Annotated in this window: 16 protein-coding genes; 5 read left to right on the top strand and 11 right to left on the bottom strand. The window is 50.5% G+C overall.

What is annotated here, in order from left to right; translation table 11 throughout:
• Positions 1-79: 79 nt before the first annotated feature.
• The 5 genes from G3255_RS01455 to G3255_RS01435 all read right to left on the bottom strand — a co-directional run bounded on the left by G3255_RS01455 (position 80) and on the right by G3255_RS01435 (position 6,064).
• Positions 80-826, bottom strand: coding sequence for an endonuclease/exonuclease/phosphatase family protein (locus G3255_RS01455; protein WP_211652962.1), 747 nt, complete (start codon positions 824-826; stop codon positions 80-82).
• 95 nt (positions 827-921) lie between these two features.
• Positions 922-1,683, bottom strand: a complete 762-nt coding sequence (locus G3255_RS01450; protein ID WP_211652961.1) for a MerR family transcriptional regulator — start codon at positions 1,681-1,683, stop codon at positions 922-924.
• Between the two features lie 61 nt (positions 1,684-1,744).
• Positions 1,745-3,484: an ABC transporter ATP-binding protein gene (locus tag G3255_RS01445; RefSeq protein WP_211652960.1), complete on the bottom strand. Its 1,740-nt coding sequence runs from the start codon at positions 3,482-3,484 to the stop codon at positions 1,745-1,747.
• A gap of 32 nt (positions 3,485-3,516) precedes the next feature.
• Positions 3,517-4,731 (bottom strand): MFS transporter, encoded by a 1,215-nt coding sequence (locus G3255_RS01440; RefSeq protein WP_211652959.1) that lies wholly within the window; start codon positions 4,729-4,731, stop codon positions 3,517-3,519.
• A gap of 142 nt (positions 4,732-4,873) precedes the next feature.
• Positions 4,874-6,064, bottom strand: a complete 1,191-nt coding sequence (locus G3255_RS01435; RefSeq protein WP_211652958.1) for a class I SAM-dependent rRNA methyltransferase — start codon at positions 6,062-6,064, stop codon at positions 4,874-4,876.
• A 121-nt stretch (positions 6,065-6,185) separates the two neighbouring features.
• Here G3255_RS01435 and G3255_RS01430 point away from each other — a divergent pair, with 121 nt between their 5' ends.
• Positions 6,186-6,389 carry a hypothetical protein gene (locus G3255_RS01430; protein ID WP_211652957.1) on the top strand — a complete coding sequence of 68 codons (204 nt, stop codon included), beginning with the start codon at positions 6,186-6,188 and terminating at the stop codon, positions 6,387-6,389.
• Positions 6,390-7,341: 952 nt separating this feature from the next.
• On the opposite strand, the gene G3255_RS01425 is transcribed toward G3255_RS01430, so the two are convergent.
• Both G3255_RS01425 and G3255_RS01420 read right to left on the bottom strand, forming a co-directional pair.
• Positions 7,342-7,698 carry a SpoIIAA family protein gene (locus G3255_RS01425; RefSeq protein ID WP_211652956.1) on the bottom strand — a complete coding sequence of 119 codons (357 nt, stop codon included), beginning with the start codon at positions 7,696-7,698 and terminating at the stop codon, positions 7,342-7,344.
• 6 nt (positions 7,699-7,704) lie between these two features.
• Complete coding sequence (locus tag G3255_RS01420; protein ID WP_211652955.1) at positions 7,705-8,064, bottom strand: SpoIIAA family protein; 360 nt, start codon at positions 8,062-8,064, stop codon at positions 7,705-7,707.
• 163 nt (positions 8,065-8,227) lie between these two features.
• Between G3255_RS01420 and G3255_RS01415 the strand changes: the two genes are divergently transcribed.
• Positions 8,228-8,890 carry a GntR family transcriptional regulator gene (locus tag G3255_RS01415; RefSeq protein ID WP_058382044.1) on the top strand — a complete coding sequence of 221 codons (663 nt, stop codon included), beginning with the start codon at positions 8,228-8,230 and terminating at the stop codon, positions 8,888-8,890.
• Between the two features lie 44 nt (positions 8,891-8,934).
• Here the strand turns inward: G3255_RS01415 and brnQ are convergent, their stop codons facing one another.
• Positions 8,935-10,308 carry a branched-chain amino acid transport system II carrier protein gene (brnQ, locus tag G3255_RS01410; protein WP_211652954.1) on the bottom strand — a complete coding sequence of 458 codons (1,374 nt, stop codon included), beginning with the start codon at positions 10,306-10,308 and terminating at the stop codon, positions 8,935-8,937.
• Between the two features lie 334 nt (positions 10,309-10,642).
• Here brnQ and G3255_RS01405 point away from each other — a divergent pair, with 334 nt between their 5' ends.
• Together G3255_RS01405 and G3255_RS01400 are read left to right on the top strand one after the other, a co-directional pair.
• Positions 10,643-11,017, top strand: a complete 375-nt coding sequence (locus tag G3255_RS01405; protein WP_211652953.1) for a CidA/LrgA family holin-like protein — start codon at positions 10,643-10,645, stop codon at positions 11,015-11,017.
• A gap of 2 nt (positions 11,018-11,019) precedes the next feature.
• Positions 11,020-11,709, top strand: coding sequence for an LrgB family protein (locus G3255_RS01400; protein WP_211652952.1), 690 nt, complete (start codon positions 11,020-11,022; stop codon positions 11,707-11,709).
• 113 nt (positions 11,710-11,822) lie between these two features.
• Here G3255_RS01400 and G3255_RS01395 read toward each other — a convergent pair whose 3' ends face one another.
• The 3 genes from G3255_RS01395 to G3255_RS01385 are packed head-to-tail and all read right to left on the bottom strand — an operon-like array spanning position 11,823 to position 14,991.
• A complete protein-coding gene (locus tag G3255_RS01395; protein ID WP_249222036.1) occupies positions 11,823-13,424 on the bottom strand; it encodes an ABC transporter permease in 1,602 nt (533 codons plus the stop codon).
• Positions 13,424-14,329, bottom strand: a complete 906-nt coding sequence (locus G3255_RS01390; RefSeq protein WP_211652950.1) for an ABC transporter ATP-binding protein — start codon at positions 14,327-14,329, stop codon at positions 13,424-13,426. Before G3255_RS01390 ends, G3255_RS01395 begins: the two co-directional genes overlap by 1 nt.
• Positions 14,329-14,991 (bottom strand): TetR/AcrR family transcriptional regulator, encoded by a 663-nt coding sequence (locus tag G3255_RS01385; protein ID WP_349291400.1) that lies wholly within the window; start codon positions 14,989-14,991, stop codon positions 14,329-14,331. Before G3255_RS01385 ends, G3255_RS01390 begins: the two co-directional genes overlap by 1 nt.
• 166 nt (positions 14,992-15,157) lie before the next feature.
• On the opposite strand from G3255_RS01385, the gene G3255_RS01380 reads away from it, so the two are divergent.
• Positions 15,158-16,003 carry a transporter substrate-binding domain-containing protein gene (locus tag G3255_RS01380; RefSeq protein ID WP_442757067.1) on the top strand — a complete coding sequence of 282 codons (846 nt, stop codon included), beginning with the start codon at positions 15,158-15,160 and terminating at the stop codon, positions 16,001-16,003.
• Positions 16,004-16,121: the final 118 nt, after the last annotated feature.

Raw genomic sequence — 16,121 nt, 5'->3', positions numbered from 1 at the left:
ACTTTGAAACGAATCAGTGGCAGCTGCAATTGTCCCCTTTATTATAACAGGGTCAGCGTTTTTTCAAATGACATATGTGTTAAATATTGTTATGGTTTTGTAAATTTCTGATTTTTGCCACAATTGGCACATGATCTGATGCCTCTGTGTCGATGATCCATGCCTCTATCGCCTGAAAATGGGCATCGTGAAAAATATAATCGATTTTTTGGCCGTGGTCGCCTTGCTTTTTATACGTATCCGGATAAGGTCCCGAACCGAACGCGTTGTAAAAATGCTTGGAGAATCGCTTGACGTGCTTGGTAGAAGGCGCAGCATTAAAATCCCCCACCAGCACTTGGGGAAGCGGGTTATCGGTTATAATAGTCAGGATTTCCGTCAAGCTGCGGTCCACTTCCTCGTCAATCAGCGATAGATGCGTGTTATAGAAAGAAAACCGGAACCCCTCCATTTCAATGATCGCTTCGAGCATACCGCGCGGCTCGAATTCTTCGGGATGGACTTCGACTGCGCTCAAATCATGGTTTTGGGAGGACACGATTGGATAACGGCTCAATATGGCGTTGCCGTATTCACGCTTCGGGCGCCCGCCACCGGCTCCCCTATCGACCAAATTCGGCCCGTACGCCATGTGCATGCCGAGCCGCTTGGACAGCCATTTGGCCTGGTCCCAAAAACGGCTGCGGGAGGAAAAATTCCTGTCCACTTCCTGCAATCCAGCGACATCCACTTTTCCTTGTTCAATTGCCTGGGCCGTTAGTTCAAGATCCAGCTTTCCGTCGATTCGTTTACCTGATGCAATATTAAAGCTCATCACTGTCAGCACCTTTCCCACCCCCGTCTTCTCTTATTATTGTTTACTCCATTCCCCTGCCTTGATGATTGAAACCAAAAAAAGCCCGCAAGCAGGCGGGCTCAATTTCATTTACTTTGCTGATCTGTATAGGCGATGATCGCATCCCGCAAAAATTGCGCTGCCCCTTCACCGGCTTTTTCATAATAGGCCGCGAAGCGTTCATCCGCGACATACATTTCCGCCAGTCCGGCATGCGCTTTCGGCTCGTAGCTGCCCCATGTAAATCCGAGCCACTGACGGTGCAAATCGGCTACTTCCTGTCCCACGGCTCCCGCTGGTTCGCCTTCTTTCAGCGCATGCTCCAGCTTTTCTAGGATCTCTTGCTCAAGGCACTTGAATGCTTCGTATCGTTCTTCGTCCATGCCCAGCATTTTGGCGTTGGAACGGTCAACTTCCGCGTCGCCATATTTGTCGCGGATTTCTTTTCCAAAAGCCGTTTCATTGTCCTCGACCAGCTGCTTCTTGAATCCTTCGAACTTTTCATGATCTGCCATTCGACTCTCCCCTTGTTTTGTGGAAATCGTTTTTTCCACATTTGTAATCAAAAGGTCCAGGCGGCTGCGTTCCCGCATCAATTGTTCCCGCTGCCCGATCAATGCCTCGGTCTCATCAAAATCCGGGTCATCCAAAAGCTTTGCGATGTCTTGAAGCCCAAAGCCGAGCTCCCGGTAAAATAAGATGAGTTGGAGACGGTCAATTTCTGCGCTCCCGTATACTCGGTAGCCGGATTCATTTTTCTGCGGCGTCAGTAAGCCGATCGAATCGTAATAACGCAAAGTGCGCGCACTCACGCCGGCAAGCGTTGCCAATTTCTGAACTATATACATGCCGCCACCTCCTGATGACTCCACTTTAAACCTTTACGTTGCGTCAAGGTCAAGCAAAACATTAGGTTAATTGCTGCTCGGCGAATTCGCGGTATAGCGCATGCTTTCCAGTCAACTCTCGGTGGTTCCCAATACCGGTGACCCGTCCGCCTTCGATAAAGACGATCTTATCGGCATCGACGATTGTCGACAAGCGATGGGCAATGACCAATGTCGTGCGCCCTTCCATCAAACGGCCCAGCGCCTGCCCGACGATGCCTTCCGATTGGCTGTCGAGACTCGCTGTCGCTTCGTCCATCATCAATAATTTCGGATCGCGCAAAAATGCGCGGGCAATGGCAATGCGCTGCCTCTGCCCGCCGGACAATTTGACACCGCGCTCCCCGACTTGCGTATCCAATCCGTCCGGAAACGAAGCGATGAATTCCTCGGCGTACGCCATGCGGGAGACGCGCCACAATTCTTCATCTTGATAATTGTCGGCATCCGGCAAGCCGTAAGTCAGATTCGCCCGGATCGTCCCGCCCATCATGGCGCTTTCCTGCGATACATAGCCGATTTGGTCGCGCCAAGAAGCAATTGCCACATCCCCAATCGGCACATCACCGATTGTAATGGTCCCAGCGGTCGGTTCGTAAAAGCGCTCAATCAACCCGAAAATGGTCGTCTTGCCTCCACCGCTCGGTCCGGCAAACGCAATCTTCTGGCCAGGCCGCGCATCAAACGACACGCCTTGCAGCACCGGCTCGCCGTTTTCGTAGGCAAAGCTGACGTCTTCAAGGCGCAGCGTTTTGCCGGTGATGTCCAGTTCGATGCCGCGCTGTTGTTCTTCAAGCGGCAATTCCAAAATATCGATAATGCGTTCTGTCGCCCCTCTCGCTTTTTGCAATTCTGTAAAGAACCGCGCGAATGTAGCGAGCGGCACAACAATCTGGAACAAATACAGAAGAAAAGCGACTAAGGATCCGGTCGACATCGACCCTTCCGATACACGGATACCGCCGTAGCCGATGATCATCACGATAACAACCATGACAACCAAGTACATCAGCGGGCCGATCAAAGCATAGACTTTCGCTTCTCTCATGCCGAGCCCGTATAATTTCTGGACGCCCGACAACCCGCGCTGTTCTTCCACTCGTTCCGCTGTCGATGATTTCATCAAGCGGATTTCCCCGAGCGTCTGCTGGACGTCGCCCGTGAATACGGCGGTTTCATCCTGCAAGCTGCGGGAAATCTTCGCCATCTTGCGTCCTAAAGGAATCATGATGGCAATTGTCAACGGCACTGCGAGCATCATGATCAAAGTCATTTTCCAGTCCAGCACCAGAAGGATCGCGACCGCCCCGATGATCGTAATGATGCCGGTCACGAAATTCGGGAAATGATCGGTGATGAGATTCCTGACGATGCCGGTATCGTTGACGACACGGCTCACCGTTTGCCCGCTTGCGTGCTGGTCGAAATAGCCAATACGCAAACGCAGCAAATGAAGCCACATGCGCTCGCGCAGCCCAGCCACAATCCGCTGCCCGACCATGCTCAATAAATAAATCGATACGCCGTTAATGACCGCCTGCACGATAAAAGCAGCGGCAAGCGCGGCAATCAATCCTCCACTCAATGCCTCCACTGAAAACCCGTCCACTAACTCTCTCGTCAGCAACGGGACGAGCAAGCCGACGATGGTCGTGACTAAACTGGTTGCCAGCCCGAAAATCAATGCCCATTTCGGGATTTTAATCGACGTTAAAAGTGTAAAAAACGGCTTGATGCTTTGTTTTTTCTGTATTGATTCCATAACTCCATCTCCTATCTATCCGGCCAAACCATTTACGCAGCAGCAATTTTCCGGTCTTTCGGCAAAGCGAGGCCAACCAGCCCGAGGATCGGCAGCACGGAAATAATGATCATCGTTTCATAAACCCCAATCGAATCCATCAACACCCCAATCGCGACGGCTCCAATAGCCCCCATGCCAAACGCCAAACCGACTGTCAGCCCGGACATTGTGCCGATTCTGCTCGGGACGAGTTCCTGGGCGTAGACGACCATGACGGAAAAGCTCAACATGAGGAAAAAGCCCAATATGGAAAGAATGACAGCAACGACCGGCAATGCCACATACGGCAGCGCAAGCGCTAGCGGAATCGGTACGATCAACGACAGCACAATGACGCGCTTGCGGCCGATGCGGTCTGCAAGTGGGCCGCCGAAAAAGGTCCCGAATGCCCCTATTCCAAGAAATAGGAAAATGAACATTTGCCCTTGTTGGATTGTCACACCGTAATTATCCATTAAATGGAATATATAAAAACTCGTAATGGTCGTTATGTAAAAAGTGCGCGCGAAAATAATCAACAATAGCAACGTCAAAGCAGTACCCACTTGCTTTTTCGTTAAAGGCGGCAAGGAAGACAGCACAGCCTTTTTCACTTTTTCCAATTTGTCGCGCTCTAATTGCGCCTTATACCAGGCGGAAATTTTGGATAACGCGAAAATACCGAGTGCTGCGACGAAGAGAAACAACGCTGCGCCCCGTTGGCCGAGCGGCACGAGGATAAAGGCACTGATCAAAGGCGCCAGCGCTTGCCCGGAATTGCCGCCGACTTGATAAATCGATTGCGACAAGCCTCGTCTCGAGCCCGCTGCCATATACGACACGCGTGATCCCTCCGGGTGAAATACCGCAGAACCGAAACCGAGGAAAATCACCGACAGCAAAATGAGCCAATACTCCGGCGCAAACGCCAAGCCCGCGATCCCGATAAACGAGAACACCATACCGAGCGGCAATGCGTAAGGCATCGGCTTTTTATCGCTCGCAAATCCGATGACCGGCTGCAAGACAGACGCCACCATATTGAGCGCAAAAGCGATCAGCCCGAGCTGGGTGAAGGACAAGCCCAAATCCTTCTCTAAAATCGGGAACATTGCCGGAATCACTGCCTGCAAGGAATCGTTCAATAAATGAACACCGCCGATCGCGAACATTACCGGATAAACCGGATTCCCCGCGAGCGATGATGAGGAAATTGCTTTTGCCATAGTGCCGCCTCCAAATTAGGTAACCATATTCTTTTTCCATTATAAACCAATCCAATCGAGCAGCAAAACGCACAAAAAACGCAGTTGCACATTCGCCTTTGAATGCCCATCTGCGCTCTTTGTTTCTGCTTATGAGCCTATCTTACAGTAAACGGAGGAATAGCACTTTCAAATAATCGCCTTCTGGAAATCTCCGATCGACATGGAAATCCACTGGCAGGCTATAAGTCTCCACCACTTTGTACTTCTGGTTTTTATCTTTGAATGCTTTATCGATCATTTGGCTGAATTTCTTCATATTGAATGAAGCGCTATTAGTCGAAGCGACAATCAAGCCTTCCGGTGCTGTAATATCGATCGTTTCTTTCATCAAGTTGGTATAGTCTTTCGCCGCACTGAAGACATGCTTTTTCGAGCGCGCAAAGCTTGGGGGATCGAGGACGACCACATCAAAGCTAAGGTTTTTGCGCTTCGCGTATTTGAAATAATTGAAGACATCCATCACCAGAATGTCCTGCTCGTCAAAATCAATGCCGTTGATGCTGAACTGCTCGATGGTTTTGGCTGAGCTGCGTTTCGCGAGATCCACACTCGTCGTCTTGTCCGCACCGCCAAGCGCTGCTGCTACGGAAAAGGCCCCTGTGTAAGAAAAGGTATTGAGCACGGTTTTGCCGTCTGCATATTTCGTGCGGATCGCCTGGCGCACATCGCGCTGGTCAAGGAAAATGCCGGTCATTGCGCCGTCGTTCAAATATACCGCGAAGTTCATGCCGTTTTCTCTAACGATCAACGGGAATTCCCCGCGCTCTCCCGATACGAAATCATCGCCTTCGATATACTGGCCTTTCGTATCGAACCGTTTTTTCTCATAGATTCCGGTGCATTCCACTACATTCTGAAGCGCCGCCACGACGTCTTCGCGGAACGAGTAGACGCCTGCGCTATACCAGGACAGCAAGTAGAATCCTGCGTAGTAATCGATCGTCAACCCACCGAAACCATCGCCTTCACCGTTGAAGACACGGAAAGCGGTCGTCTCTGGGTTGTTGAAGAATTTCTCGCGGCGGCTGAATGCCAATTCCAGCTTGCGTTCAACAAAGGCTTGGCCGACTGCTTCGTCCTGGTTTCTTGTCAAAACCCAGCCGGCGCCTTTGTTCTGTTCGCCGTAATAGCCGGTGCCCAAATATTCCCCGTCCTTATCAACAAGGCGCAGTAAAGTTCCTTCCGGCGCGTCGATTTCACTCATCAATCCGTCTTTTGTGATGAGCGGAGACCCTTTCGCCAATTCATTTCTCAAAACATCTTTCACTGTTGCCGTCATTTCGTTTCTCACAATTCCTCATCCTATCTATGCCGTTGCGTTTTGCATTATAATCAGTGTAAAGGAAATCCGTCGCCCTGCCCACTTTCAAATGCCCTTTTCAATGAATTGGATCAGGAAAGGAGGAGCCGTCGTGAAAAAGAAATTCTACGTTTACAACATCTTGCTGACCAATGGGGACGTGCTGGAAGGCATCCGCATTGAAGGCGCGCTTGAAGATCATTTCATCGGCATTGCCGTCAGCCTGCTTCCGGTAGAAGATGCAGCGGGCAAGACGATTGTCTTGAACCTCTTCCACATCGTGCGTGCTGAACTTGAGCGTATTGAAGAAGCTTAGTGGAGATAGTGAGGGTTAGTTTGTGGAAATGCTAGGATGTTTCGAATGACGCTTCATCGAGATATTCGCCGCCGTGCTTTGGGTTGGCCTTTAGCCGTAAGCCAAGAAGAACACTTGTCTTACTGCGTCGGCTCACCCCTTGGCGCTTGGCGGCTGGGAGATTTCGTTGATTCGAGTATGTTTAATCAAATCTGATTCTTTAGTCAGTTGCCGGCTATCGGGGGAATCGCTTCCCGGGACATGCTTGGAAAAGATAATGGGAGTTTAGATGTTGAATAGTTTTTGCCTTTGTTTGAGTTTCGTCTGAGTAGTTGCCGCCGTGCTTTGGGTTGGCCTCTTGCCATAAGCCAGAAAGAACGCCTGTCTTACGGCGTCGGCTCACCCCTTTACGCTCGGCGGCTGAGTGATTTCATTGAGTGAAGAATGTTTAGTCTGTTCGGCTTCTGCAATCAGTTGCCGGCTAGTTGGGGAATCGCTTCCCGAGATGTAGAGTCTGGCACATTGGTGCTTTAGTCGAAAATGTTGATGGCAGTGTCAGGACTAGCTCGCTTCTCTACACCAAAGTTGACTTGAGCTACAAAACAGGAAGCATTTCCACTTTTTCTATCGAGTGAACAAAAGAAATTTTCTTCCCTTCTAAAATTAGAGACGGAGTGGAAGAGGGCGACTCCGGGAGGAATAGCGAGACAATTGAGACCCTGCAAGCGAATACGTGAAAGCATTAAGCGTATTCGTTTGCGAAGCTCGAACATCGTGAGAGTTGAGCAGGCGTGGTTTTGCGTAGCGACGAAGCGGCTCAATGCGAGCCCTCCGGAAAGCGTCCCTCTGCAACGCAGTCTCATAGCGCAAGCTATTGTAATTACTAAGTTTCAACTTCTATCTTTATATCTGCATAATCCTCTCAACAGAAAAAAGCGCTCCGCAGTAACGCGGAACGCTTTGTATTCATTGGTTATTGTTGCATCCATTCCCATGCGTCGTTCATTTCGTCGAGCTTGAAATGGCGTGTTTCCAGGCCGTCCGCGAAGCCTTGCCAGCCGCTCGCTGCCGAGGTCCAGTCTCTTTCACTGATAACCGCGAACTTGCGCGCTTGGCTCCAGCTATGCCGATCGATTTCTGCACTGTCTGCTGCATCGAACAAAGTCGAATCTTCTACTTTATAGATGATCGCATACATATTGAAATGGCCTTTCTCGCTCACTTTGTCACGGATGACATGGTCTAATTTCTCGATGTCGGCTTTGCTGGCACGCCCTTCCACTTCGATTGCGATCGTTTCTATGTCTTTACTTGGTACAATTGACAACATATTTCTTCACTTCTCCTTTATCCAATCCCAGGCTGATTCCATCTGGTCGATTGGGAAATGTTCGGCTTGCACGCCAGGCAGTTTGTCGAGAGCCCCCGATACTTTATCGAGCCAATTCTTTTCACTGACGACCGCAAGTTTATTGTACTGGCTCCAACGTTTAGCATCGACGGCCAACTCCTCAAACATCGCGCCTGCTGTAGGGGCATCGATATCATTGATCACGGCATAAACATTGAATTTCTCATCGTTGCGGAATTTTTCGAACACGACATTGTCAAATTTCTTTAAATCGTCTTTGGTCACTTTTCCTTCGACTTCGATGGCAAGGGTTTGTTCGTCTTTACTGGTAACGAATGATAACATGGCGGCTCCTCCTTAAAGTTTCCTGATAATGTTGTTATTCCCTTTACCGAGAGCATCAAACTGACCTTAAGAAATCGCTGTTTCAGATATATCGCATTCTGCATTTTACTGTTTTGTAAATTAGTGTATAATGGAGTCAGATAATTTCGAAAGGAGATTTACTATGCCGATTCCTGTAGACCATACAAGGCCGGTACGCGTTTCCGCTAAAGAAAGTGCCCATTTGCAATTGCAGCAATGGATCATCGATGGCACCTTGCAGCCTGGCGAGAAACTGGTCGACACCGAACTCGCTGAAGCGCTCAATTTAAGCCGGACACCGATCCGAGAAGCCTTGCAGCTTCTTGAAGTGCAAGGATTCATTGAAATGTTTCCTGGCAAAGCGACACGCGTGACGGATATCCATATCGAAGACATCAAACATCTCCTGCCTCCCCTTGCTGTGCTGCAAGCACTTGCCGGTGAATTGGCCATTCCAAATTTGACTCCTGAGATTTTCGGGCTTTTGGAAGAAACCAACCGGAAATTTGCGCGTGCTATCCGTAACAGCGATTCCTTTTCTGCATTGAAAATCGATGAAGAGTTCCATCAAATCATCGTGGATGCAGCCGGCAATCCATATATAGATTCCATTCTCGGCCAGCTTCAATCACATGTCCGCAGACAGTTTTTCCACCATTCCTTAGTCTTGACGATGCGCTCCCATGACGAGCATATTGAGATCATCGAAACCCTCAAAGCCGGAGACGCCGAGAAGATTTCACATTTGATGAAATCCAACTGGGTCCGCACCATCGAAGAATTGACTGCTTCTAAAGGCATTTAAAAAGCTGTTTCCAACGTGTTGAACACGTTGGAAACAGCTTTTTTCTAGCGATTGGTAAATGCGGGCGATTCCGATTCCCTGCGGTTTCTCAAACGGGCGACAATGCCTGAAATGAAGATGGCAGCCAAAGCTGGCACGAACCAGCCGAGCCCATCGCCATAAAGCGGCAGGACTTCTGCATAAAAGTCGATGATGCTTTGGAGCCATGTTGGATTTTCCATGCCAAGCGAACCCGTCAAAGTTTTCAATCCGTCGATGATCGCGATGAAGAAGGTCACGCCGATAGCTGATACATAGACGATGCGGCTGTGGTTGAATAGCGGCGACATAAACGCGAGCATGATCAGGACGATTGCGAGTGGATACAAGAACATCAATACCGGAATTGAATACGTGATAATGTTCGAAAGCCCAGCATTCGTTACCACTAACGAAAAGATGGTGAAGATGAAGACATATGTGCGGTAGCTGATGCCAGGCGTCAGCTTATGGAAAAATTCTGAAGTGGCGACAGTCAAGCCAACTGCTGTCGTAAGACATGCCAATGTGATGATCACTGCCAACAGCATAGCGCCTAATGTGCCGAAATAATGTTCAGAAGCCCCGCTCAGAACCGGCCCTCCTGTTTCCAAAAGGCCCAGCTGCGAAGTGCTGGTCGCGCCAAGAAACGCGATTCCCGTGTACACGACTGCCAACAATCCAGCTGCCACAGCCCCGCTGCGAAGTGTCGCCTTCAGTAAACCTTTCGATGAAGTGACGCCCATTTTCTGAACGGCTGAAATGACGATGATCCCGAACACGAGTGAAGCGAGCGCGTCCATCGTGTTATACCCTTCCGTAAATCCAGTCAAAAAGGCGCCGCTTGCGTACCCCTCTTGTGCAGGGCCAGCCTCTCCCATCGGAGACACGAACGCCGCGACCAGCAAGATACCGAGGACGATCAAAATGGCCGGAGCCAAAAATTTGCCGATGCTGTCGACCATTTGCGTCGGATTCAACGACAACAATAAAGAGACCACATAAAAGATAACCGAGAAGACGATCAAGCCGATTGCGACTGATCCGTCCCCGATGAATGGCACGATGCCTACTTCATAAGAAACGGCTGCCGTCCGCGGCAATGCGAAAAACGGCCCGATCGTCAAATAAAGTGCGGCGGTGAACAATAAACCGTATACCGGATGCACACGACTCGAGAGATCCTGCAAGTCCCGGCTTTTCGAAAAGCCGATCGCCAAGATACCGAGAAGCGGCAAACCGACGCCGGTTGTCAAGAAACCGGCCATCGCCAACCAAACATTCTCGCCTGCGTATTGGCCAAGTTGTGCCGGGAAGATCAAGTTCCCTGCCCCGAAAAACAATGCGAAAAGCATTGTCCCAATGATAAGATAAGCCTTTATCGATAATTTGCTGTCCATACTTACTAACTCCTCCGTTTTTTGAATATTCATTCTTTTATATCCCGAAATACTATTAATAAATAATTGTATGCGATATATTGCATAAGGTAATACTACAACATCCCCTACAAAATGCAAGTCCTAACTTCTTGTTTTCGGAAAATTTCATTATTCGAGTGAAAGCTTGCTACACAGAGCTTTTGCGCTATAACATTTTCTTCCTTTCCTTGCTGTTACTTCGCCTCACTCACCGAAACTGTTGACTCGCATTTCCAGTCCATTGCTGTAAAATATCTACATGTATGAAGACGTCCATCGTTTTCCAAAACTGCCGGGAAGGCGGAGGTGCCCCATGAAAATCGTACGCATCGTTTTGCAATTGCTTGTCCTGTATGGATTTTTGCTGATTGGCGAAGCCATCCAAGCTTTGCTCCAGTTGCCGATGCCCGGAAGCATCATCGGCTTTTTGCTGTTGTTCAGCGCTTTATTGCTGAAAATCTACCCACTTGAATGGATAGACGCAGGCGCTACTTTTTTATTAAGCTTTCTTTCCTTATATTTCATTCCGGCCACGGTCGGCGTGGTTGACTACGGCCCGTTGTTTTCCGGAAAAGGCGTCTTATTGCTGCCGATCGTAGCCATCAGCACGCTCATCACGATGGCAGCGGCCGGATTTGCCAGCCAATACATTGCGAATCGCAGCGCCACGCAAAAGGAGGAATCATAATCATGGCATTCACTCCCGCAGCCATTGCGTTCTCTGTCCTGACCGTAACGACTTACGCCATCGCTAATTTCCTCTACCTACGAGTTCGCAAAACGCCTTTGAATCCCGTTATTACTTCGACGGTAGCACTCGTGGCCATTTTAGTCCTGTTCGATATCCCTTATGAAACCTATATGGAAGGGGGCGACTGGGTGGCAGCCTTTCTCGGCCCTGCTGTCGTCGCGCTTGCTGTCCCGCTCTATAAGCATCGTGAATTGCTCCAGAAAAACTTGGTGCCGATCGCTGCTGGAATAGCCGCTGGCGTTATCGCAGGGCTCGTCAGCGGAACCTTGTTTACGCGCTGGCTCGGCTTTACAGAAGAACTGATTCTGACGGTTTTGCCGAAGTCATTGACCACCCCTGTCGCCATGCAAGTCGCGACGACGATCGGCGGCATTCCGTCGCTGGCCGCCGTTTTCGTAATGGTTGCCGGCTTTACGGGCATCCTGCTTGGGCCGTATTTGCTGCATCTTTTGAACATCGATTCCCCAATTGGCCGCGGCATCGGCCTCGGGGCTTCTGCACACGGTCTTGGCACAGCGAGAGCGTTTGAATACGGCCCGGAAGATGCCTCGATGAGTTCCGTGGCGATGACCTTGGCCGCTGTTCTTGGCGCATTGCTCAGCCCGCTCGCTGCCTGGCTGCTGCTTTAACACATTCTCAGATTCAACTGAATCCATTCAACTCAAAAATCCCCAGCGCATTTTGACGCTGGGGATTTTTAAATTTATTCATTGGGGCTTCGCTGCCTCCAGAACACTTGAAATTAAGTTTTCAAATCGCGCCGGCGGAAGCCGTATGCCCCTGCCACAGAAAGGACCACAGCAATTGCGATCATCAAAGCCAGCACGCCGTAATTCACCTCATCTAGTGGAATGCCCGGAATATACCCGTAAGGCGTCAGCTTTTCCACCCAATCCGGAAGTTGCAGCAGCTCGCCCAGATAAACAACGAAAAACGATAGACCTAAGTAGAGCCAGATGACGCTCGCAAAATTCGGCAAAAAGCCGATGAACACGAGCGCTAAACCGATCATGATCAACACTGCCGGCAAATACACGAACGAAGCGCCGATATACGTGCCAAGCGGCAAATCTTCAGCAAGCACGGCATTGCCTGCGAGGCCGAGCCCGATACCGGTCAAGAACAGCATCGTGATCGCCGTCAGAGCGGCAAGCAGCCAATAGCTGAACGCTAGGCGCCATCGGGAAATCGAGCGGCTGATGACGTGTTCCATGCGCCCGTTCTTTTCTTCTGTCTTCACTTTCAGCATTGCCATGATCGCCGGGATCGAGGCGAGAATTGCCATGACCGAAGACAACACCGGGATGAACAATTCGATCAAGCTAAAGCCTTCCTGCTCGACGATCAATTGCTGGAACAAATCGATGCCTTCAAAAAAGCGTTCGATTTCACCGAGCACCGAACCATACGAGATGCCCAGGATGAACAAAGCGACCGCCCAGGCAATCAAGCCGGTGCGCTGAAGCCGCCACGCCAAGCCAAACGGTCCGCGAAGCGTCGCCGGGGCTTGCGTACGGCCAGCGCGCGTCGGCAAAAAACCTGAGTCGTGATCACGGATGCGGTTTAAATACAACGCCAAGATGGACAGCGCCAACGCCAAACCGACCGATAGCAGTACCGGCCACCATAAGTTTTCGACAAACGGCTTGGCGCGCAAGATCCAACCAAGCGGCGAAGTGAGCGACAACGCCTCGCTCATGACGTCGCCAATCGCGCGAATCATATAAAACACCAGCAAAGCGGCGATCGACAAACCGGTCGTTGCACGGGCATTTTGCGTAAGTTGTGCAAACACGGCCGTTAATGCAGCGAAGAACAAACCGGTCGCACCGAGCGCTGCACCGAACAATAACGAACCGTGAAGGTCGACGCTCTCGACTTGCAGCGCTGCCATCGAAACACCGGTCAATACCGCAAGCAGTGTATTGACAGCAGTGAGCACCAGCAGCACTGCCGTTAAACTGGACAACTGCCCGACCGGCAGCGCACGGACAAGTTCAAGCCGCCCTTCCTCTTCGTCGCCGCGCGTATGGCGGCTGACCAGCAAGATATTCATCAAGGCGACAATCGCCGCGGTCATAACCAGCATTTCATGTGCCGTCATGGCACCGGTCGTATAATCGGCCCCGCCGTAATTGGGCCCGACCATCGCGACCATGGCCGGATTTTCCATCGTCTCCGCAATGGCCTGGCGTTCGATATCATCTCCGTATAAATTGTCGAAGACGAGGACGATTCCTGCCGACACGAAAACGAACGATAAGATCCAGATCGGCAACCGGACGCGGTCGCGCCGCAGGATAAAACGCATCAAACTCCATGTATGGTCAAAAAGCTGGCTCATCACACGCCACCTCCTGCTCCTGTCTCCGTTTCCTCGTAATGGCGGATGAATAAATCTTCCAGCGTCGGCGGCCGGCTTTCCATCCGCTTGATGCCAAATGCACTCAAATGACGAACGACTGCATCAAGTTCATCGGCGTCCACTTGGAACGACCAGCCCCCATCGAACGCCTGCACACGGTGTACGCCCCGAAGCTCGGCCAAATCCGGTATCGGCTTATCGGTTTCGATGAACATCAAGGACCCAGTCAAATGGCGCATTTCCTTGAGTGTCCCGGTTTCGATGATGCGCCCTTTGCGGATGATCGCTACCCGGTCGCACAGCTTTTCCACTTCCGAGAGAATATGGCTCGACAATAAGATGCTCTTGCCTTGTGTTTTCGCTTCCTGGACATATTCCGAAAACACGCGCTCCATGAGCGGGTCGAGGCCTGAAGTCGGCTCATCGAAGATATAGAGATCCGCATCCGCGGAAAAAGCGGCGATCAGCGCCACTTTCTGGCGGTTCCCTTTTGAATAGGTCCGGCATTTCTTGCCCGGGTCGAGCCCGAAACGGCTGATCAATTCATCGCGCCGGGCTTTATCATAGCCGCCGCGCAATCTTCCGAACAAATCGATTACTTCGCCGCCGGTCAGGTTCGGCCATAAATTGACGTCACCCGGCACATACGCCACCCGTTTATGGATATCGACCGCATCTTTCCAGACATCTTTGCCGAAAATTTCGGCGCTGCCTTCGGATGCTTTCAAAATGCCGAGCAGGACGCGCAAGGTCGTTGACTTCCCTGCCCCGTTCGGCCCGATGAAGCCGAACACTTCCCCTTCTTTCACTTCGATGTCGACACCATCCAGCGCTTTGAAATCTCCGAAGGTTTTACTGAGCCCTTGTGTTTTGACGACAGTCATCACGATTCCTCCTCCGTTTCGTAAAAGCTCTTTTTCAAAATGGCCAAATAAGCATAGAATTCTTCCCAATACGGCGCAAAATCAATATCGGCAAGTTTTTGCCCTGTCAATTTGGCCAGCAGCTCTTGCTGATAGCCATCAATTGACCACCGAATCAAATGGAACACTTTATCGGGGTCCATGTCTTTTCGGAAACGGCTATGGTCGATACCTTCATACATAAGCCGATAGCCGGATTGTTTCAATGCTTCTATTTTCACTGCCTGCTCTTTCGGCAAATGCGCTTCACCTTCTTGCAAGAAAACAGCCGAGAACTTGAACACTTCTTCATTTTCCGCTTGGGCTTCCATTTTCAGGCGGGCCAGCTGCGTGAGCCGTCCGATTAAATCCGGTTCCTTTGCATCCACTCGATCCAAATAGCGGCTCTGGATAAATTCAAGGCTATACTTCACCAAATACTTGTAGAGCTCCTGCTTGCTGGTGAAATAATAAAACAACATTCCTTTGCCGATCCCTGCCGCTTTAACGATGCGGTTGGTCGACGCCTTCTCGTAGCCATGTTGTGCAAACTCCTCGAGCGCTGCCTGGCGGATGGCCTGTTGCTTCCCTTCTTCCAAACTTTCAAATCGTGCAATGATGATGTCCACCTCCTCTTTTCCCACACAATTAGACCATCCTGGTCGAGTTAAATATACAACATTCGACCACCCTGGTCAAATTAAAAAAATCAGATAATTACAACTTTCTTCCCAAGAGCATTTCCGCTTTCCTGAAAGCGCTTATCGTGCTATGTTTTACATAAGTATGACAAGACAGGAGGAGCTTCTTTTGAATAAAATCATGACCCCTAAGTTTTCTGTCGCCGCACTCACTGCAGCTGCAGCACTCACCTTGTCCGCATGCGGCAGCGATAGCGAAGAAACCGCTGACACTGCAAGCGCGTGGGACGAGATCCAAGAACAAGGCACATTGACCGTCGCGACGTCCGGCACCCTTTACCCGACTTCTTACCGTGAGGAAGGCACCGATGAATTGACCGGCTTTGAAGTCGAAGTAGTCCGCGAAATGGCCGAGCGCCTCGAACTCGAAGTCGAATTTTCTGAAATGGGCTTTGACGAGATGATGACCTCTGTTCAGACCGGCCAAGTCGATATCGCAGCCAATGATATTGAGATCAACGAAGACCGCAAGGAGAAATTCATGTTCTCCACGCCGTTCAAATATTCATACGGCACCGCCATTGTCCGAGAAGGTGACCTTTCTGGCATCGAGACACTCGAAGACCTCGAAGGCAAGAAAGCCGCCGGCGCCTCGACATCCGTTTATATGGAAACTGCCCGTTCTTACGGCGCTGAAGAAGTGACGTATGACAACGCGACGAATGAAACCTATTTGCGCGACGTGGCAATCGGCCGCACTGATGTCATCCTCAACGACTATTATTTGCAGACGCTTGCCATCGAAGCGTTCCCGGAACTCGAAATCGTCATCCACCCGACGATCAAGTACCGCCCTTCTGAAGGCGGCATGGTCATGAACAAAGGCAATGACGAACTGGCCGAAAACGTCAATACCACGATCGATGAAATGCTTGAAGACGGCACCATCGCTGAACTTTCCGCTGAATTCTTTGACGGAGCCGATGTGACCCAGCCGATCGAAATTGAAGAATAAGCTCCACTGACCCGATGCCCGCTTCTGCGGCCATCGGGTTTTTTACGAAATGCTATTTCTTTGATAACATTTCCCCTTCCTTTCTAGAAAACGCTTCCTTTCTCATTCCCATAATCCT

This window comes from Planococcus sp. MSAK28401, from assembly GCF_018283455.1.
Lineage (GTDB): Bacteria > Bacillota > Bacilli > Bacillales_A > Planococcaceae > Planococcus > Planococcus alpniumensis.
Note: the sequence above shows the minus strand (reverse complement) of the source record. Positions and strands in the feature narration are given on the sequence as shown.